This window comes from Streptomyces sp. NPDC006476, assembly GCF_040612015.1.
Taxonomy (GTDB): domain Bacteria; phylum Actinomycetota; class Actinomycetes; order Streptomycetales; family Streptomycetaceae; genus Streptomyces; species Streptomyces griseorubiginosus_B.
In genome coordinates this window covers 403,002-421,823 of record NZ_JBEXPK010000001.1, presented here as the reverse complement: position 1 = coordinate 421,823, position 18,822 = coordinate 403,002, and the positions used below count along the sequence as shown (strand labels likewise).

Genomic DNA, 18,822 nt, shown 5'->3' with positions numbered 1-18,822 from the left:
AGGGCGCCCGGCGGCTCAGTCCCGGCGCCCTCGGAGGGCGGCTGCCGCCAGTGTCAGCGCCCCGCCGGCGATCACCGTCGCCACCCGGAAAGCCAGCCGATACCCCTCCGCCGTGGCGGGTATCAGCTCCACTCCCCGGGCGAGCAGGCCGTCGGTGCGGGTGGCCGCCAGGGTGCTCAGCACCGCGAGGCCCAGTGAACCGCCCACGATCTGCGTGGTGTTGAACAGCCCGGATGCCAGCCCGACGTCCTCCTCTCGCGCCCCCGTCATCGCGAGCCCGGTGAGCGGGGGCATCGCCGCGGCGAACCCCGCGGCCAGCAAGAGCATCGGAGGCAGCACGTCCGTGACGTACGAACCGTGCGCGGGCGCCCGGCTCAACAGGGCCATTCCGCCCGTGATCAGTACGAGCCCGGCCAGCAGCACCCGGTACGCCCCGAAGCGGCCGATCACTCGCGCGGACAGGCTCATCATCAGGACCCCGATCACGACGGGCGCCGGCAGAAAGGCGAAGCCGGTGGCCAATTCGCCGTACCCCAGAACGCGTTGGATGTAGAGCGCGCCGATGAACTGGAAGCCGTACATCGTCGCGATCATCAGGATCTGCACGGAGTTCGCGCCGGTGAGCAGGCGGGAGCGGAACAGTCGGAGTCGCAGCAGGGGACGCTCGGTCCGCGCCTGGCGGACGGCGAACGCCCCGAAGAGGGCGAGGGCGAGCGCGGCCAGGAGCAGGGTCGCGGTGACGCCGTGGTCGACGGAGCCCACGATGACGTACACCGTGAGCATCAGCGCCCCGGTGACCAGCGCCGCCCCCGGGTAGTCGGCGCCGTCGCGGAGCCCGGAGCCCCGCTCGGGCTCCAGTACCCGCACGGCCGCGAGCAGGGCGACGACGCCGATCGGCAGGTTGATCAGGAAGATCCAGTGCCAGCTGAGGAGTTGGGTGAGCGCCCCGCCGAGGAACGTGCCCAGCGTCGCGCCCACCGAGCCGACGGCGCTGAACACCGCGATGGCACGCGCCTGTTCGCGCGGCTCGGGAAAGAGCGCCACCAGCATCCCGAGCACCACCGCCGACGCCATCGCCCCGCCCGCACCCTGCACAGCCCGCGCCGCGATCAGCAGGCCCTGGCTGTTCGCCGTCCCGCACAGCACGGACGCCCCGGTGAAGACGGCGAGCCCGGCCGCGAACATCCGCTTGCGGCCCAGCAGATCGCCCAGCCGTCCCACGAGCAGAAGCAGCCCGCCGAACGGGATCAGGTACGCGTTCACCACCCAGGCCAGCCCCGCCCCGCTGAAACCGAGGTCGTTCTGGATGGCAGGCATGGCCACGGTGACGATGGAGCCGTCCAGGATCGTCATCAGCGCCCCGGCGCACAGGACGAGCAGGGACGACCAGCGGGAGTACCGCCGCACCGGCGCTCGCGTCGGTGACTCGGTCAGGGCGGACATGACGGTGTGACCTCCACTTGGTCCACGGGCACGGGACGTGACCTTGGTGCACGACTTGTAACGGGGTACATCGTGAGTGACCATGGGAGTCGGCGTAAGGAGGCAGTCGGATGTCCCGGAGGAACACCGGTGTTACCCCCCAGGTCGTGAACGCGCACGCGTGCCCGGTGCGGGAAGTTCTTGACAGGGTGGCCGGCAAGTGGAGCGTCCAGATCCTGGTGGCCGCTGCCCACGGCCCCATCCGCTTCACCGAGTTGGAGCGCGGCATTGAGGGCATCAGTCGCCGTATGCTCACCCTCACCCTGCGTAACCTGGAGCGTGACGGCCTGGTCACGCGCACCGTTCATCCGACGGTTCCGCCGAAGGTCGAGTACGAACTGACGCCCGTCGCACGGGAGTTGCACGACACACTGCTGCGCCTGACCGACTGGGCCGAACGCAACCGCGTCCACATCGCCGAGGCCCGCGCGAGCTACGACCGGGAGCACTCGCTGGAGTCGGCCGACGCGTAGGCCCCCGGTGGTGAGCGGGAGCGGGGTGGCCCGGTGGGACGTGCGCCATCTGCATAGGGTCGGGGCATGCAGAAGATCGCGAGCCGGCTGACCGCCCCCGCCACGCCCTCGGCCCCCGCCCTGGTGCTGCGCCCCTGGCAGATGGCCGACGTACCGGCGTTGGTCGACCTGATCGGTGACGAGGCGCTGCGGCGCTGGACGAGCTGGGACGTCGAGGACGAGGCCGGTGCCGGCCGCTGGGTCCGGGCGCAGCGGCGGGGTTGGGAGGCCGGTGACCGCTTCGCCTTCGCCGTCGTGGAAGCGGCCGAAAGCGAAATGGGCGGATGCGAAACGGGCGGATGTGAAGCGGCTGGATGCGAATCATGCGGATGTGAATCAGGCGGATGCGAAGTCGTCGGGGACTGCGCCGCCCCCGTCGGGCACGTGGTGCTCAAGCGGCCCGTCCCCGGTGCCGCCTCCGCCGAGGTCGGTTACTGGACCGCCGCTCGTGCCCGTGGTCGCGGGGTGGCGCCGCGGGCGGTGCGGGCGCTGACCGAGTGGGCGTTCGCGGCGTTCGCCGGGGACGGGCTGGTCCGTCTCGAGCTCCGGCATCAGGTCGACAACGCCGCCTCCTGCCGGGTCGCCGAGAAGTGCCGTTACGGACTGGGCGCGGTGCTGCCCGCCGCACCGCCCGCCTTTCCGCTCGACGGACATGTGCATGTGCGGACGCGGGAGACCTGAGCAGGCTCAGAAGCCGAACACGCTCGGGTCCGTCGCCAACTCCTCGAAGAGCTTCCGCGGTTCGGGGACCAGTCGGCGCTGCTCCAGGTCCATCATTCCGCCGACCGCCGTGATCTCGGCCGCCACCGTGCCGTCCGCCTTGCGGATGGTCTGCTCGATGCGGAACGTCTTGCCCTCGGACCAGGCGAACGCGCATGTCACCTGGACCTCGTCGCCGGCGATCAGCTCCCGTCGGTAGCGGATGGTCGTCTCCAGGGCCACCGGGCCGACGCCTCTGCCGATCAGCTCCGCCTGGCTGATCCCGGCCGCCCGCAGTAACGACCAGCGGGCGTGTTCCGCGTAGTTGAGATAGACGGCCTGGTTGAGGTGGCCCTGCACGTCGGTCTCGTACCCGCGCACGGTCACCGGGACGGAAAACGGTTCGCTCACTGCTTCCTCTCCTCGTACGGCTCGCACAGTTGGACGGTGTGACCGACCGATCTTGGCATGCCTTCCTACGCGCGGCGAGGCGACGCCAGCAGATAACGGGCGCCCGCGCGTGGGTCGTTGTGCTCGCTCACCTGCCAGCCGGCCCGTTCCAGCGTCCCCGCGCAGGCCCGCAGCGACCCGGTGTCCGGCTCGTGCACGGCGACTGCCTCCGGCTGTGGGGTCGCCCGCACCCGGTATCCCGGTCCGTCCCCCGTCGCGGGCCGGTGACCCGCCGCCTCCAGGGCGAGCGCCGCGGCCTGCACCAGATGCGACCGCTCCCAGCCGCACGGCCGGTGCGTCGCCCCGTCCCGGTTGGTCATCCGGCGCAGCTCCAGCAGCCCCTGCCAGGCGCTGTGCACCTCCCGCGTGCGGCCGGGCCCGTCCGCCGGAGATTCCTCGCCGCCGACCCGCGCCGCGAACACCCCCGTGGCGGGCACCTCGGCCTCGACGGGCACCCGGGGTTCCTCCGACTCCCGTATCCGATGGCCGGCCGGGGTCAGGAAGTGGTCGTGCGGCGGCCGTGGGTGCCGGAAGGCGAGCCCGCGCTTCACCAGGGCCGAGAGCTGCGCCTCCGTCCCCCTCAGCCGCCCGGTGACGGGATCGGCGGCGTCGATGACACGCCGCTGCGCGGCGGTCGGCGGTCGTGTCACGGCGTGCTCCCTCCCGACGCGGAACGTCCTCGGCAGCCGCGCACCCGGCCCCACCTGGTGCGATCGGCCCATTCGAAGAGTACGACGGGGGTCTGACAACGGCGTGCCTGCCGGGCGCCGCTAGCGCGTCGGCCGGATGTTCCAGCCCGCGATCACCGGCCGCCCGTGCTCCGTTCCCAGCCGGCACAGTGTCCCGGTCGCCAGCTGGAACAGCGCCCCGCCCGACGGCGGCAGACCGAGCCGCCGGGCGGTCAGGACCCGCAGGAAGTGCCCGTGCGCCACGAGCGCCACGGCGCCCTCGGTGTCCGCGAGGGCCACGTCCACCCTGGCCAGCACCCGGTCCGCGCGCGCCCCGACCTGCTCGGGGGTCTCCCCGGGGTGCTCCGGCGGCCCGGGCGCGACCCCGTCCGTGAACAGGAACCACCCGGGCCGCTCGCGCTGGATGTCGGGGGTCGTGACGCCCTCGTAGGCGCCGTAGTCCCACTCCCGCAGATCCGGGTCCACCCGCACGTCCTGCAGCCCGATCAGCTCGGCCGTGTCCCGGGCCCGCTGCAGGGGGCTGACGAACGCGGCCCCGATGCGGTGCGAGCGGATCAGCGGCACCAGCCGCCGCGCCTCCTCCCGCCCCCGCTCGGTCAGCGGAACGTCGCTGGACCCGGTGTGCCGCCCGGACCGCGACCACTCGGTCTCACCGTGCCGGACGAGGAAGACGTCACCCATGCGACCAGGCTAGGAGCCCGGCGCGGCGGGCGCCCGGTGAGCCACGGCCGGTACCGCCGGTGTCCGTCCGGTGGGCTACTGCCGGTACCCGCTCAGGAACCGTCCGATCCGCCCGATCGCCGCCTCCAGGTCCTCCGCGTGGGGGAGGGTCAGAATACGGAAGTGGTCGGGGGTCGGCCAGTTGAAGCCCGTGCCCTGGACCACCTGGATCTTCTCCCGCAGCAGCAGGTCCAGGACGAACTTCTCGTCGTCGTGGATCTTGTGCACCTTCGGATCGATGCGCGGGAACGCGTACAGGGCCCCCTTGGGCCTCACGCAGGACACCCCGGGGATCTCGTTGAGCTTCTCCCAGGCGACGTTGCGCTGTTCGTACAGCCGCCCGCCCGGGGTGGTCAGCTCGCGGATGGACTGGCGGCCGCCGAGCGCGGCCTGGATGGCGTACTGGGCGGGCGCGTTGGCGCACAGCCGCATGGAGGCCAGCATGGTCAGGCCCTCCAGGTAGTCGCGGGCGTGCTGCTTCGGGCCGGTGACCACCAGCCAGCCCGAGCGGAAGCCCGCCACCCGGTACGTCTTCGACAGCCCGCAGAAGGTGAGCACGACCAGGTCGGGGGCGAGGGCCGCGGCGGAGTGGTGCACGGCGTCGTCGTAGAGGATCTGGTCGTAGATCTCGTCGGCGAGGACCATCAGACCGTGGCGTCGGGCCAGGTCGAGGATGCCCTCGACGATCTCCTTCGGATAGACCGCGCCGGTGGGGTTGTTGGGGTTGATGATCACGACGGCCTTGGTGCGGCCGGTGATCTTCGACTCCATGTCCGCCAGGTCCGGGTACCAGTCGGCCTGTTCGTCGCAGAGGTAGTGAACGGCCTTGCCCCCGGCGAGCGTTGTCACCGCCGTCCACAGCGGGAAGTCGGGGGCGGGGATCAGGATCTCGTCGCCGTCCTCGACCAGCGCCTGTACGGCCATGGAGACCAGCTCGGAGACACCGTTGCCGAGGAAGACGTCGTCGACGCCGACCTCCAGGCCGAGGGTCTGGTAGCGCTGGGCGACCGCGCGGCGGGCGGAGAGGATGCCGCGGGAGTCGGTGTAGCCATGGGCCTGGGGGAGCATCCGGATCATGTCCTGGAGGATCTCCTCCGGCGCCTCGAAGCCGAAGAGCGCGGGGTTGCCGGTGTTCAGGCGCAGCACGCTGTGGCCCGCCTCCTCCAGCGCGTTGGCGTGCTCGATCACCGGTCCGCGGATCTCGTAGCAGACCTCGCTGAGCTTGTTCGACTGCCGGAACTCCATGCTCGCTCGCCCCTCCGCTTTCGTGTGTTGCTTGGTTTTACCAAGTTCGAGCTTGGAAAGTCCAACAACGTGTCTAGACTGCGTCGCATGTCACCTCGCCGAAGCTACGACCAGTACTGTTCCGCAGCCCGTGCCCTGGACCTGGTGGGCGACCGCTGGACCCTGCTGATCGTCCGGGAGCTGCTGGCCGGACCCCGCCGCTACACGGACCTGCACGCGGACCTGCCGGGCGTGAGCACGGACGTCCTCGCCTCCCGGCTGAAGGACATGGAGCGGGACGGACTGACGAGCAGGCGCCGGCTGCCCCCGCCCGGAGCGGCGTACGTCTACGAACTCACCGCGCGAGGACGGGAGTTGCTGCCGGTGCTGCAGGCGCTGAGCCTGTGGGGGCAGGAGGAGCTCGGCGACCGGCGGCCCACCGACGCCCTGCGCGCCCACTGGTTCGCGCTACCCCTGCTGCGTGCCCTGGAGGGGGAGGGGTTGGTCGAAGTACGGCTGGAGGAAGGCGACTTCCATCTGTACGTCGGCGCCGAGGACGGCCCGGTGTACGGCGACGGGCCCGCTCCCGGCGATCCGGACGCGCGGCTCGTGCTCGACGCGGAGACCTGCGCGGCCCTGGCGCGCGGGGAGGTGAGCCTCACCGACGCGGTACGGGACGGGCGGGTCACCGTGACCGGCGACGGCACCCTCGCGAAGGCACTGAGGGAGGCATGACGAAGGGGCCCACCGTGGCGGCACGGTGGGCCCCTTGACGTACCGTCAGGCTTCCGGCGGCACCCGCGAGGGCCGGCCCGAGCCCCGCGTCAGCGTGTACCCGCCGATCCCCGCGAGGGCGGCCAGGATCGCGCCCACCCCGGTCCAGACCCACCGGTCGGACGACCAGCCGGACGACCAGCCGTCCTCGGGCTCGATGCCGGACAGCACCGCCGGCTTGGACGAACCGCCGTCGTCCGCCTCGGACTTGGACGACATGGCGATCCCCGGCACCAGAGGCTTCGCCAGCGAGCCGTCGACCGCCGCCGAGCCGCCGATGTCCTTCGAGTCGACCCGGAGGGAGGCCTCGATCGGCTGGCCGAGGTCGGCCGTGGTCAGGTTCACCACCGTCAGCCGGACGTAGTACGTGCCGGGCAGCGGGTCGTTCGCCCACGGCTCCGACCAGGCGCGGACCGTACGCAGCACGCAGGCCAGGTCGACCGAGGCGGCGCCCTGCGCCGCCGTGCGCGTCTGCGCGCCGTACTGGCAGGCCTGGCGGCGGCGCAGTCCGTCGTACACGTCGATCTGCCAGGTCTGGGCCGCGTGCGTCTCGGGCAGTTTCACCGTCGCCTTGACGGTGGGCCGCTGACCGGCGTCCGCGGGGAAGGACCAGTACAGGTAGTCGCCGGTGGAGGCGCTCGCGGTGGCCCGCTGTCCCTGGTCGATCTCGGCCGCAGTACGAAACGACGTGCCCGCCGTGGTCGGCCCGCCGCCGTCCGAGGAGGAGGACGACGAGGGCGACGGCGAGGAGTCGGCCGCCGCGGGGCCCGCCGCGAGACCCAGGGCCAGCAGGGTGGCGCTCAACACTCGTGTGATCCGCATCAGTTGGTCCTCCAGACCGCGACCCGCCAGCGCGACAGCCAGCCCCAGATCAGACCGGCCAGGAACCCGACCAGCACCAGCACCCCGAGCAGCCACCAGCCGCGGCCCAGCCCGAAGGAGGCCACGTCGCTTGCGTGCGAGGGGCCGTCGACGACGTCGACGGTCAGCTCCAGCGGCAGACCGGGAGTGGTCTTCACGCCCGAGGCGGCCGAGAGGGAGTTCGTGACCTGCAGGCACACCGTCTCGGCGGCCGGTTTGTCGCTGTCGTCGTCGTCCCGTTCGGGCTTGGGATAGCGCAGCCCGGTGGAGATGACGTCCGTACGCCCGTCGCCCGAGGCCTCGCCGCGCACGATCTCGCGGCCGTGCACGGTGACGGCCCGCAGCAGCGCCCCGTAGGCGGGATTGACGGCGCGGTCGGCCGCCACGCTCACCGAAGCCCGCAGCTCCTGGCCCGCCTGGACGTCCACCCGGTACCAGCGTTCCTGCCCGAACTCCTCGCGGTCGGTGTAGAGACCGGACTTCAGGGCCGGCGCGTCCGTGCACCGCGCGGCGCCCTCGGTGGCCACCGGCGTCACCACCGGATCGGCCGCGCGGTCCACCAACTGGTTTACCTTGTCGGTGAGTTCGTCGGTGTGCTCGACCGAGGTGTATGTGCCCCCGGTCGCCTCCGCGATACAACTGAGCTGCTTGTTCAGCTTGGTGCTGGGAACCAGGCCGAGCGTGTCGATGGTCGTGCCGATGCCCTTGGCGGCGATCTCGCGCGCCACCTCGCACGGGTCCAGCGGGGCGCAGGTGTCCTCGCCGTCGGTGATCAGCACGATCCGCTTGGAGCCCGCACCGCTGCCGAGGTCGTCGGCCGCCTTCAGCAGTGCCGGACCGATCGGCGTCCAGCCGGTCGGCGAGAGGGTCGCCACGGCCGTCTTGGCCTCGGTGCGGTCGAGGGTGCTGACCGGGTAGAGCTGCGCGGTGTCCTTGCAGCCCGTCTGCCGGTCGTTTCCCGGGTAGTTGGCGCCGAGCGTGCGGATGCCGAGCTGGACCTCCTCGGGCGTGGCGTCGAGCACCTCGTTGAACGCCTGCTTCGCCGCCGCCATCCGGGTCCCGCCGTCGATGTCCCGGGTCCGCATGGAGCCGCTGACGTCGAGCACGAGGTCGACCTTGGGCGTGGCCTCGCCCGTGGGTTCGCCGGCACGGGCCGCGGCCGGGAAGACGAGCCCGGCCGCCAGGGTGGCGAGCAGAGCGCACACTCCTGCCGCCAGCCGTTGTGTTCTGATCATCGGCGGATCCTATTGATCAGTCGGGCCGTGATCCAAAACGAGCGGGGTGGTATGTGACATAGCACCGAGAAAGCCCTGAGAATCGCAGTGCTATGTCACATACCACCGCTCAGTGCAGCGGATTGGGCAGCCCGGTCCACTGATCACCCGCCACCCCCGGCGACATCCGCATCAGCGTCAGTGCCTTCGTGGGCAGTGGCTCCGCGACCAGCGCGGCCAGATCGGGCGTGCGCGGCAGGTCTCGTACGGCCGTCTCCAGCGCGGCCCCCAGCGCCGGCGCCGAACCCGCCGTACCGGCGAGGGCGCCCGCCACCAGCGAGCCGAACAGCTTGCGGCGCAGGGCCGTCACGTCGTCCGTGACGATCCGTCCCGTCAACTCCGGGACGGGGATGCCGTTCCGGGCCAGCCGGGCCGGGCTGACCCGGATGTCGGCGAGGTCGCGGTAGACGAGCCGCAGCGGGGCACCCGTGCGGGACAGGACCACCAGAAGGTTCTGGCCGTGCGCCTCGAGCGCCACACCCAGCTCCAGCAGGCGCAGGCCGACGGTGAGGGTGAGACGCGTGAAGTCGGCGAGCCAGGAGGGGGATTCGGGCAGCGTGGTGGTGGCCAGTGCCCCCACCGGCACCACCCGTTCGCCGCTGTCCGTCGCCGCGTACGTCTGCGGCGACTCCCGCAGCACGGCGGCGAGGTCCGGCGAGTCCGCCGTGGCCGCGCCCAGCGTGCGGGTGACGTGCAGCAGACCGTCGGAACGCGAGGCCAGCGACTGGGCGAACGACGACAGCGTGGCCGAAAGCCCCACCGAGTAGACCGAGATGTCCCGCACCGAGGACGTCAGCCGGGCGCTCAGCGCGGTCTTGACGTGCGGCCCGCCCGGCAGGGCGAGCGTGCGCAGCGACATCAGCGGGTGCGCGGCACGCCACCCCTCGCAGCTCCGCTTCAGCACATGCGCCGCCTGCCACGGGTGCACCGGCAGCAACAGCCGCCCCCCGTCCCGCAGTTCGTCCGGCCACTCCCCGGTCACCAGACACTCGCGCGCCGCCACCGGTACCGTCCCCAGCTCCACGACGGACCGGTGCTCGGGCCCGTACGCGAGCTGCTCGGCCACCGAGAAGCCGGGCCGGGAACGGCAGTTGGGATGATACGGATGCCCGTCGACCACCCGCTGCTCCCACTCCCAGTCGGCGACGGGCCACTCGTCGGCGCGCGGTCCCTGTCCGGCCCGTGACAGCGCCAACGAGGCCACGCTGTGGCCGAGTTCGGCCGCGAAGTCGGAACCGTGCGGCACCGCGAGGCCGGTCATCAGCCGCGCCGGATGGTCGTACGTCACACCGTCGAGCCGTACGGCGCTCACGTACGCGGCGGTCGCGTACGGGTCCGCGGCCGGGCCGTGCAGCCGTCGACCGTCGGCCAGGCGCAGGGTGAGCTCGTCCCGGCCCCGCTCCCGGCCCGCGATCCACGGCAGCGGCTCATGGGCGAGGGCCCGCCACAGCCGGGTCAGCACGGCCGCCCGGGCGCCGGACAGCTCGGCGTCGTACCGTGGCAGCAGACCGGGGCGCACGGCGGCCAGCTCGTCGGCGACCTCGGACTCCGCGGGGTGGGGACGGTGCACGGGCGGGCTCCTCGGGGCGAGTACGGCGTCACGGACAGGGCGACGGCCTCCATACTGATCATCTTCGACCGAACGGACCTCAGGGAACGAATGGATCGCGTGGACCTCATGCCCCCGCCCGCCGGTGACGACGCCGACCGCGCCGACGCGTACGCCGCCGCACCGCTCCTCAACTGTCTGCTGCGCGAGGTCGCCGAGCCACTGGGACGGACGGCCGCCCACCGCACGTACCGGCTGCCCGGCACAGGCCGCCGGCTGCGCGTCCGGGGCGGGCGGCGGCCCGTGGAGCCCGAGGTCCACGCGGGCGGGGAGTGGCACCGCATCGGCCACACCGAGCTGGTCAAGCTGGTCTCCGAGGAGCTGCGCCACCACACCGGCCTGTCCAACCACGAACTCCCCGCCGAGATGATCGACAGCCGGGACGCGTTGGCCGCGCTGCTCGCCGCCCGTGCCCGGACAGCGGTGCCCGAGGACCCCTACCGGCGCTCCGAGCAGTCGCTGATCACCGGCCACCCGTATCACCCGGCGCCCAAGGCGCGCGGCGGCGATCCGGCGGCGGCCTGGCTGCCGTACGCCCCCGAGGCGCACGCGCACTTCCCGCTCGCCCTGCTCGGTGTCCGCGAGGACACGGTCGTCGAGGAGGGAGACACCTCGGCCCTGGACGCGCTGGGCGCGGCACCGCCCGGCTACCGGCTGCTGCCCGCGCACCCCTGGCAGCTGGACCTGGTCGATCTCGCGGACGCCTTCGCGGACGGGCGGCTGATCCGGCTGGGCACGACCGCCTTCGACACCTGGCCGACGGCCGCGATCCGGACGCTGTACGCCCCCGGCGAGGACCTGTTCCTGAAGTTCAGCCTGGACGTGCGCATCACCAACGACATCCGTCGGCTCTGGCGCCACGACCTGCTGAAACTCCGCCGTACGGACGAGGCCGCCGACCGCGCTCTCGCGAGCACGGCGGGGGCTTGGCTGAGCGACCGGGGCTACCGCACGGCCGGCTTCGCCTTCGAGGAACTCGCGGTGCTGGTCCGGGACGGGTTCGGCGCGCACCTGCCCTCCGGCACGACCCCGCTGCTCGCCGCGGGCCTGGTGGAGGGCTTCGACGGCGACCCGCTGCGCGGTGCCGCGGATCCGGCGGCCTGGTGGGAGGCGTATCTGCGGGCCGTCGTACCGCCCGCGCTGGACGCCTTCGCCGGCCACGGCGTCGTCCTCGAGGCGCATCTGCAGAACACGCTGGTCGCGGTCGACGCCGACGGCATGCCCGTGCGGGCGCTGTTCCGGGACGCGGAGGGCGTGAAGCTGCTGCCCGACGTCCCTCGCGCGGCCGGCTGGGAGCGGCTGGTGTACTGCCTGGTCGTCAACCACCTCACCGAGGTCGCCGCGGCCCTGGCCGAACGGCACCCCGGCCTCGACCCCTGGCCCGCCGCCCGCCGCGAACTGGCCCGCCACGACCTGCCCGAGGCCGCCGCCTTGCTCACCTCGCCGGCCCTCCCCGGCAAGACGAACCTCCTGCTGCGCTGGACCGGCGCCGACGGCGCCGACGCCCGCTATCTGCCCTTGCCGAATCCGCTGGCCGGGTGACGACCCGCGTGTCGGTGTGACGGACCCGGGCGGTGGCGCCGGCGCGCATGACGCCTGGCCGCCCGGGTGAGTCACCCGGGCGGGCCGCGCCGGCCTGCGCCACCGGGCCGCGGATCCGGCGTCAGACGCCGGCGGCGCTCCCGGCAGGCGGCGTCGGTGCCTCCCAGGTCAGGGTGAGACCCGCGTAGAGGTAGCGGCTCGCCTCGATGGCGAGCAGCAGCACCGTGTCCCCGGGCGTGATACGGCCCGCTGTCCATCCCGCGTCCAGGGCCAGCGGGACGGCGGCCGAGCCGGTGGCTCCGACGTCGGCGAGGTTCTCCACGACGCACTTCTGCAGCGCCGCGTGATCCTGCGCCGACAGCCCCGCCTCCTCGAACTCCCGGCTGAAGTACTCGGCGTTGCCCTCCGGCAGCACACACGCGTCGATCCGGTCGAGGGCCAGGCCGGAGCGGTCCAGCATGTCCCTGAGCCCTTCGACGAACACCCGGGGGCCGAAGGCGGCCGTGCCGGTGATGTCGAGCCGGATGTCCATCAGCCGCCGGCGCTGCCGCTGTACCGCCGGCGGAGCGTCCGTGCCGCCACCCACGACCAGCATGCCCGGCCTGCGCGCCCCGCCCAGGCACCGGGTGGCGAAGACGGAGTCCGGCACGGAGGGCTCCGGCACCTCGTCGCCGGCCCTGAGCAACGCCGCCCCCGCGCCGTCGCCGAAGGTGTACACGGTGAGCCGGTCCCGCATGCGGACGGCCATCGGATCGGTGCCGAGGTAGACGTCGGCCAGCAGCGGGGAGATGGACTCCGCGCCGATCACCAGGGCGGTGCGGTAGGTCCCGTCCGCCAGCAGCCGCCGCGCGTAGTCCATGGCCTGGACCGCGCCCACACACCCAGCCCGGACTTCGATCACCGCGCAGCGTTCGAGCCCGAGCCGCTCTTGCACGTACGTGCCGACCACGGGCAGCGGGTGGTCGGGACTCGCGGTCGAGGTCACCAGCAGATCCACGTCCGAGGCCGCCATCCCGGCCCGCTCAAGTGCCTGCCGCGCGGCCGCGGTGGCCATCTCGGCGGTACCGGTGCGGTGCGTGCCGGTCCGCGGATCCACGATCCAGTGCCGGCGTCGCACCTCGATGCCGGCCAGGACGTCCTCGGGCAGCGGGCCGCACAGCCGTTCCAGCGTGGCGTTGTCGATCGGGTCGCCCGGCAGCTCGGCTCCGGTGCTGACGACGGACACATGTTTGGGCATGGCTCAGAACTCCGTTCCGGGACGCAGGACGAGGGCGATGTGCGTGCCCCCGAGCGACGAGCTGTTGATCAGGACGGGACCGGCCGCTCCACCGCGCCGCCGTTCCTCGACGGCCAGGGCGACGCCCAGATGGGCGCCCGCTCCGACCGGTTCGCCGAGGACCCGCTTGGGGGCCAGTACCTCCGCCCGCGTCCCCAGCCGGCGCAGCGCCCGCTCCTCCGGGCGGTCCACGGCGGGGATCCCGGCGGCGTTGGCCCACACGGCCGTGAGCTCCTCGGGCCCGGTGCCGGCGTCCGCCAGCGCCTTGCGCATGGCCCGGTACAGCCCGTCGCCCCGCGGGTCCCAGCGACCCGCGCCCGCGGCGTCGTAGGCGGTGCCGTGGCCCAGGAGTTCACCGAGGACCAGGGCGCCCCGGGCCCGCGCCGAGGACTCGCGCTCCAGCACCAGCGAGATGCCTCCCTCGGCCAGGCCGTAGTGCCGTCCGCCGGGTCCCCCGGTCAGCGGCAGCCTGCTGTACGCCTCGGCCGCGGTGTCCGTCAGATCGTCGACGGCCGGGCACAGCACCGCGTCCGCGGTGCCGGTGCGCAGCATGTCGTGCGCGATGGACAGGGCGGAGGCGCCAGCCGCGTGCGCGGCGGCCGCGGTCGACGTCGGGCCCTTGGCGCCGAGGACCATGGCGATCTGCCCGGCGGCCGCGTTGTAGACCGTGTTGGGGAAGATGGCGGGATTGCCCGCGGCGGCCCCTTCCTCCAGTACCGGCCGCAGGAAGTCCTCGGTGCTGCGCATGGGGCCCAGTCCGCTGCCCAGCACGACACCGACCCGTTCGTCCGGCGTCAGACGCGCGTCCTCGAGCGCCCGGCGGCAGGAGACGATGGCCAGCCGGCCGAGCCGGTCCACCCGGCGCCGCTCGCCGGGCGCCATCACGGAGCCCGGATCGACGTCCAGCCGGGCCAGCCGCAGCCCGCTCTCCCGGACGCCCGCGAGGGCACCCGAGCGGAAGGCCCGCCACAGCTCCTCCGGTGATCCGCCCGAGGGGGTGAGCACGCCGATACCGGTGACCACCACCCGCTCCTCCCACGGTGTCGCGGGCAGCGCGGCACGCGCGCCGGGACGGGAGAACGCGACGGTCGCGTTGGCACCGGCGAAGGCGAAGTTGTTCGACAGCGCCACGTCCATCGCCATCGGCCGGGCGCTGCCGGGCACGGCGTCCAGGCCGCAGCGCGGATCCGGCTCGGTGAACCCGGCCGTCGGCGGGGCGAGCTGCTCCTCCAGGGCGGACACCGTCACGATCGCCTCCACGGCGCCGGCGGCGCCGAGCAGATGCCCGATCATCGACTTCACGCTGCTGAGCGCGGCCTTCTCCGCCGCCTGCCCGAGCGCGGCACGCACGGCGTTGCTCTCGGCGGAGTCGTTCTTCGGGGTGCCGGTGCCGTGTCCGTTGATGTAGGGCACGTCCTCCACCGTCAGCCCCGAGGTGCGCAGCGCCCCGCGGATGGCGCGGGCGGCACCTTCGCCCTGCGGGTGCGGCGCGGTGGCGTGGTGGCCGTCCGCGGACAGGCCGTAGCCGAGCAGTTCGGCCAGGACCGGGGCGCCGGCCGCGCGGGCCACCGACTCCTCCGCCAGCACCAGCATGCCGCTGCCCTCACCCAGCGAGAGGCCGTCGCGGTGCCGGGAGTACGGCGCGGCGGGCCGCCGGGAGAGCGACTGCAGACTGGTAAAGCCCGCGTAGGCGGTCTCGGTGAAGGCATCGGTGCCGCCGACGAGGAAGGCCTGGGCGCGGCCCGCCCGGATCGCCTCCGCCGCGTGCGCGAGGGCGTGGGCGCCCGAGGCGCAGGCGGTGTTCACCGAGAGCACGGGCCCCTTCAGACCGAACGCGCAGGCGAGGATCTCGGCGATGGTGTGCGGGGAGAGCAGCAGCAACTCCCGGGCGTCGTCGGCGGTGAGCGGGTTCGCGCCGGCCCGCCGCAGTACCCGCTCCGCGCTGCGTGTGCCGCCGTTGCAGCTGCCGATCGCCACGCCCCACTCATCGGCGGGCAGGTCCGGCAGACCGTGCGCGGACATCGCCTCGCGGGCGGCGGCCAGCGCCAGGTCGACCGCGCGCTCGTGCCCGTGGACGCCGAGGTCGGCCCGGTAGTCGTAGCCGGCCGGCGGCAGGGGCGCGGTGACCTCGCCGCCGATGTCGGTGGCGCAGCCCTCCGTCGGCAGGCCGCGGACCCGGTCGATCGCCACCTTGCCGGCCCGGACCCCGTGCCACAGGGCCTCGACACCGGCGCCCTGGGAGGTCACCGCGCCCATGGCGGTGACCACCACGCGCTTCGTCTTCTTCATTCGGTCCGTCCTTCCGTAAACGCGCGCAGTGACAGGGCGACGGCCTGGCCCTCCAGCCCGCGGGCGAGTGCGAGCGCCGTACGGGGAGAGGCGTCGCGCGGGGTGCCGCGGACGCAGTCGAGGTCGCAACCCGGCGCCGGCTGTTCGAGGTTGAGGGTCGCGGGGATGGTTCCGTGATGCAGCGCGAGCGCCGCCACCGCCGTGTTCAGCGCCCCGGCGGCACCCACCAGGTGGCCGGTCTGCGGCTTCACACTGGTGATCGCGGCCGCTTTGGCGGTGTCGCCCAGGGCGTCCTTCAGAGCGGCGATCTCACTGGTGTCGCCCTGGACGGTGGCACAGCCATGCGCGGCGACGAAGTCCGTGACCGGTTCGCGGTCCGCGTCCTTGAGGGCATGGCCGACGGCCCGGGCGAGCCCGCGGCCCCGCGGATGCGAGCCCGGCGGCCGTACACAGTCGGTGCCCGCGCCGAACCCGTCGATCTCCGCGTAGACGCGGGCGCCGCGGGCGAGCGCGCGCTCGCGTTCCTCCAGGACGAGCAGCGCCGCGCCCTCGCCGAACACCGAACCGTCGTGGTCCCGGTCGAAGGGCCGGAAGGCGCGCTCACCCAGCTCGTTGCGGCCGGTGAGCACACCGAGCCCGTCCATCTTCGACATCGTCCACCACGAGGTGGGCTCGTCGTAGCCGCCGGCGACCGCCACGTCCGCCTCACCCCTGCGGATCGCCCGCATGGCGCGGCCGATGGCGAACGAGCCGGCGTCCGCGGTGCCGGCGAAGAAGTCGTTGGCCCCGCGGATGCCGTGCCTGCTGGAGACGTGGAACAACGCTGCCGGTTGCAGCCCCTCGACGTAGAACAGCGGTGCCAGCACCGAGGACGCGGTCCGGCCGAGGGTGTCCAGGTCGACGGCGCCGTCGGGTGCGGTGACGGAGGCGAGACCGTCGGCCAGCGCGTCCATGCGGGGCATGTCCTTGCCGCTGCCGAGGAAGAGGCCCGCGCGGTAGCCGAGTTCCCCCTCGTCGCCGAGCCCGGCGTCGTCCAGGGCCAGGGACGCGCCGACGACGCCGAGTTGGTCCCCCCGGCACAGCATGCGCAGCGACCGGCGGTGGATGACGCGTTCCGGCCGGAAGTCCGCGATCTGCGCGCCGATCCGGGTGCGCAGGGGCGCGGGGTCGTAGCCGCGCAACGGGCCGATGCCGCTCCGCCCGGCGAGCAGCCCCTCCCAGGTCGCCGCCGCGCCCTCGCCCAGCGCGGTCAGCAGGCCGATGCCCGTGATGACGACTCGGCGCCTCACATCGCCTCCCGACGGGTGAGGGTCAGCCGGCGCGCGGTGGCGACGGTACGCCCCTCGACGCGGGCCTCGGCCCGTACGTCCCGGGAGTCGGCACCCGCGCCGGTCACCCGGACCCGGAGTTCCACCTGGTCACCCGGGCCGACGAAGTGCCTGAAGCGCATCGTGCGCACACCGCTCAGCCGCCAGTCCTGCGCACCGTGTCCGCACACCAGCGCGGCGAGACGCGCGAGGTCCTCCAGGAGGAGCACGCCGGGAAGCACGGGCCGGCGGGGGAAGTGCGTGGCGAACCACGCGTGCGTGCCGGGGACGTTGCGCACGGCCACGGCGTGACTGCCGGGTTCGAACTCCAGCACCCGGTCGAAGCCGCGGTCGGACACCGCGGCCGGCGGCGCGGTCGTGAGGTCGGTCATGTGTCCTCCCGGTGCTCTGTGACGATCAGGCCGGTGTTGGTGCCGCCGAAGGCGAAGGCGTTGACGAGCGCGGCCGTCACCCGCCTGTTCCGGGCCCGCCGCGGGACGTAGTCCAGGTCCAGGCGCCGGTCGGGGGTGTCGAGGTTGACGGTGGGCGGCACCACCGACTCCCTTATGGCGCCGATCGCCGCCAGCAGGTTGAGTCCCGCGCCGGCCGCCGTGAGGTGGCCCGCCATGGACTTCGGTGAGCTGATCACCAGACGGTGCGCCTGATCGCCGAACACCTTCTTGATGGCGACGGTCTCCGAGAGGTCGTTGCCCGGGGTGCCGGTGCCGTGCGCCACGACGTAGTCGATCGCGGTGGGATCCAGCCCGGACTCGGCGAGTGCCGCCTCCATGGCCTGGACGGCGCCCGATCCGTCGGGCGGTGAGTCGGTGATGCGCCAGGCGTTGAGCGTGGAGCCGTAGCCCACGAGTTCCGCCAGCACCCGCGCGCCGCGGGCCAGGGCCCGCTCCCGTTCCTCCAGGACGAACGCCACCGCGCCCTCTCCCACGACGAAGCCGGAGCGGTCGGCGTCGAAGGGGCGGGAGGCATGCTCGGGATCATCGTTCCACTCGCTGGTCATGGCGCCCAGCAGGCTGAAGCCGAGCAGATCGCACCACGAGGTCAGTGAGTCGTGACCGCCGGCCACCATGAGGTCGGCGTCGCCCTCCTGGATGCAGCGGTACGCCTCCCCGATGGCGTGCCCCGAGCCGGAGCAGGCCGTGCTGGTGCCGATCGCCGGACCTCGGGCGTCGAGCGCCTGGGCGACGGCGCTCAGCGCCAGGTTCTGGTTGTCCGCCAGGACCTGGCGCGGCGGCTGTCGCAGGAAGGCGTCCGGACGGCCCGAGCGTCGCCGCAGCACTCCGATGTCGGCCAGGAACTGCACTTCTGGCCGTCCCACGCTGGCGCCCAGTGCCACGCCGCACGCCTCGGCGGGGTAGGTGCCGGGTTCCGTCCCCGCGTCCCGCAGCGCCTCCAGCGCCGCCGCCACCCCGAACCGGCCTGCCCGGCCCAGACGGCCGGGGCCCAGAGCGGCGGGGACGGCCGTGCGGACGTCGAAGTCCCGCACCTGCGCGGCGATGCGCACCGGGAAGGACGAGGCGTCGAAGAGGGTGAACGGGCCGACGCCCGAACGGCCGGCGCACAGGGCCCGCCAGGTCGAGGGGGCGTCGTTGCCGAGCGGAGTGACGGCTCCCGCGCCGGTGATGACCACGCGTTTCATCTACACCGGCCTCCCGCCCAGCAGGGCCTCGGCCATCCGCGCGGTGTCCGCGGGGTCGTCGAGCCGTTCGGCGTCGATCAGCGCGCACATGATGCCCTCGGCCCGCAGGACCGGCTCGCCGTCGACCGACACCGTGCCGTCCAGGACGGCCGCCTCGTCGTGCCGGCCCACCACGTCCGCGGACATCCGCAGCGTGTCGCCGGGGCGCACCCTGCCGTACTCGGTGACCTGGTCGACGCCCAGCAACGCGGCGCGCCGCCGGTGGCCGGTGCTGAGCAGGAACAGCCAGCTCCCGGCCTGGCACAGCGCCTCCAGGGCGAGGCCGAAGGGCAGTTCGGGGCCGTCGGGGCCCGGCCGCCAGGTCGTCTCCGTCACCGAGGTCACCTTGCGGGCCGTGATGTGCCGGTCCGGCTCCCAGGACTCGATGCGGTCGATGAGATGGAATCGCATGGTCTCT

General features: G+C 73.3%; 18 protein-coding genes. 4 read left to right on the top strand and 14 right to left on the bottom strand.

Translation table 11 applies throughout. From position 1 onward, the window contains the following. Positions 1-15: 15 nt before the first annotated feature. On the bottom strand, positions 16-1,443 hold the full coding sequence (locus ABZZ74_RS01910) for an MFS transporter (protein ID WP_356761039.1): 1,428 nt from the start codon (positions 1,441-1,443) through the stop codon (positions 16-18). A 110-nt stretch (positions 1,444-1,553) separates the two neighbouring features. Between ABZZ74_RS01910 and ABZZ74_RS01905 the strand changes: the two genes are divergently transcribed. Together ABZZ74_RS01905 and ABZZ74_RS01900 are read left to right on the top strand one after the other, a co-directional pair. Next, on the top strand, positions 1,554-1,955 hold the full coding sequence (locus ABZZ74_RS01905) for a helix-turn-helix domain-containing protein (protein ID WP_356761037.1): 402 nt from the start codon (positions 1,554-1,556) through the stop codon (positions 1,953-1,955). A gap of 66 nt (positions 1,956-2,021) precedes the next feature. Continuing rightward, positions 2,022-2,675 carry a GNAT family N-acetyltransferase gene (locus ABZZ74_RS01900; RefSeq protein WP_356761035.1) on the top strand — a complete coding sequence of 218 codons (654 nt, stop codon included), beginning with the start codon at positions 2,022-2,024 and terminating at the stop codon, positions 2,673-2,675. 6 nt (positions 2,676-2,681) lie between these two features. Here ABZZ74_RS01900 and ABZZ74_RS01895 read toward each other — a convergent pair whose 3' ends face one another. The 4 genes from ABZZ74_RS01895 to ABZZ74_RS01880 all read right to left on the bottom strand — a co-directional run bounded on the left by ABZZ74_RS01895 (position 2,682) and on the right by ABZZ74_RS01880 (position 5,797). Continuing rightward, positions 2,682-3,104: an acyl-CoA thioesterase gene (locus ABZZ74_RS01895; RefSeq protein WP_356761033.1), complete on the bottom strand. Its 423-nt coding sequence runs from the start codon at positions 3,102-3,104 to the stop codon at positions 2,682-2,684. A gap of 65 nt (positions 3,105-3,169) precedes the next feature. Then, positions 3,170-3,793: a hypothetical protein gene (locus ABZZ74_RS01890; protein WP_356761031.1), complete on the bottom strand. Its 624-nt coding sequence runs from the start codon at positions 3,791-3,793 to the stop codon at positions 3,170-3,172. A gap of 120 nt (positions 3,794-3,913) precedes the next feature. Continuing rightward, the gene (locus tag ABZZ74_RS01885) at positions 3,914-4,513 is read right to left on the bottom strand and encodes a histidine phosphatase family protein (RefSeq protein ID WP_356761029.1); all 600 of its coding nucleotides are present in this window, start codon (positions 4,511-4,513) and stop codon (positions 3,914-3,916) included. 75 nt (positions 4,514-4,588) lie between these two features. After that, complete coding sequence (locus ABZZ74_RS01880; protein WP_356761027.1) at positions 4,589-5,797, bottom strand: pyridoxal phosphate-dependent aminotransferase; 1,209 nt, start codon at positions 5,795-5,797, stop codon at positions 4,589-4,591. Positions 5,798-5,884: 87 nt separating this feature from the next. On the opposite strand from ABZZ74_RS01880, the gene ABZZ74_RS01875 reads away from it, so the two are divergent. Beyond that, the gene (locus tag ABZZ74_RS01875; protein ID WP_356761025.1) at positions 5,885-6,511 is read left to right on the top strand and encodes a winged helix-turn-helix transcriptional regulator; all 627 of its coding nucleotides are present in this window, start codon (positions 5,885-5,887) and stop codon (positions 6,509-6,511) included. A gap of 45 nt (positions 6,512-6,556) precedes the next feature. Here the strand turns inward: ABZZ74_RS01875 and ABZZ74_RS01870 are convergent, their stop codons facing one another. The 3 genes from ABZZ74_RS01870 to ABZZ74_RS01860 all read right to left on the bottom strand — a co-directional run bounded on the left by ABZZ74_RS01870 (position 6,557) and on the right by ABZZ74_RS01860 (position 10,255). Next, on the bottom strand, positions 6,557-7,372 hold the full coding sequence (locus tag ABZZ74_RS01870) for a hypothetical protein (RefSeq protein WP_356761023.1): 816 nt from the start codon (positions 7,370-7,372) through the stop codon (positions 6,557-6,559). Beyond that, a complete protein-coding gene (locus ABZZ74_RS01865; protein ID WP_356761021.1) occupies positions 7,372-8,646 on the bottom strand; it encodes a VWA domain-containing protein in 1,275 nt (424 codons plus the stop codon). Before ABZZ74_RS01865 ends, ABZZ74_RS01870 begins: the two co-directional genes overlap by 1 nt. A gap of 109 nt (positions 8,647-8,755) precedes the next feature. Further along, the gene (locus ABZZ74_RS01860; protein ID WP_356761019.1) at positions 8,756-10,255 is read right to left on the bottom strand and encodes an IucA/IucC family protein; all 1,500 of its coding nucleotides are present in this window, start codon (positions 10,253-10,255) and stop codon (positions 8,756-8,758) included. 90 nt (positions 10,256-10,345) lie between these two features. Between ABZZ74_RS01860 and ABZZ74_RS01855 the strand changes: the two genes are divergently transcribed. Further along, on the top strand, positions 10,346-11,836 hold the full coding sequence (locus tag ABZZ74_RS01855) for an IucA/IucC family protein (RefSeq protein WP_356761017.1): 1,491 nt from the start codon (positions 10,346-10,348) through the stop codon (positions 11,834-11,836). A gap of 121 nt (positions 11,837-11,957) precedes the next feature. Here the strand turns inward: ABZZ74_RS01855 and ABZZ74_RS01850 are convergent, their stop codons facing one another. The 6 genes from ABZZ74_RS01850 to ABZZ74_RS01825 are packed head-to-tail and all read right to left on the bottom strand — an operon-like array spanning position 11,958 to position 18,815. Beyond that, entirely contained in the window at positions 11,958-13,073 is a 1,116-nt protein-coding gene (locus tag ABZZ74_RS01850) for a 3-oxoacyl-[acyl-carrier-protein] synthase III C-terminal domain-containing protein (RefSeq protein WP_356761016.1), read from the bottom strand. Positions 13,074-13,076: 3 nt separating this feature from the next. After that, complete coding sequence (locus ABZZ74_RS01845) at positions 13,077-15,401, bottom strand: beta-ketoacyl-[acyl-carrier-protein] synthase family protein (protein ID WP_356761015.1); 2,325 nt, start codon at positions 15,399-15,401, stop codon at positions 13,077-13,079. Beyond that, complete coding sequence (locus tag ABZZ74_RS01840) at positions 15,398-16,690, bottom strand: beta-ketoacyl-[acyl-carrier-protein] synthase family protein (RefSeq protein WP_356761014.1); 1,293 nt, start codon at positions 16,688-16,690, stop codon at positions 15,398-15,400. The genes ABZZ74_RS01845 and ABZZ74_RS01840 overlap by 4 nt, the downstream gene beginning before the upstream one ends. Then, positions 16,687-17,100 (bottom strand): hydroxymyristoyl-ACP dehydratase, encoded by a 414-nt coding sequence (locus tag ABZZ74_RS01835; RefSeq protein WP_356761012.1) that lies wholly within the window; start codon positions 17,098-17,100, stop codon positions 16,687-16,689. The genes ABZZ74_RS01840 and ABZZ74_RS01835 overlap by 4 nt, the downstream gene beginning before the upstream one ends. Beyond that, positions 17,097-18,365, bottom strand: coding sequence for a beta-ketoacyl-[acyl-carrier-protein] synthase family protein (locus tag ABZZ74_RS01830; RefSeq protein ID WP_356761010.1), 1,269 nt, complete (start codon positions 18,363-18,365; stop codon positions 17,097-17,099). Before ABZZ74_RS01830 ends, ABZZ74_RS01835 begins: the two co-directional genes overlap by 4 nt. Further along, complete coding sequence (locus ABZZ74_RS01825) at positions 18,366-18,815, bottom strand: 3-hydroxylacyl-ACP dehydratase (protein WP_356761008.1); 450 nt, start codon at positions 18,813-18,815, stop codon at positions 18,366-18,368. Positions 18,816-18,822 lie beyond the last annotated feature (7 nt).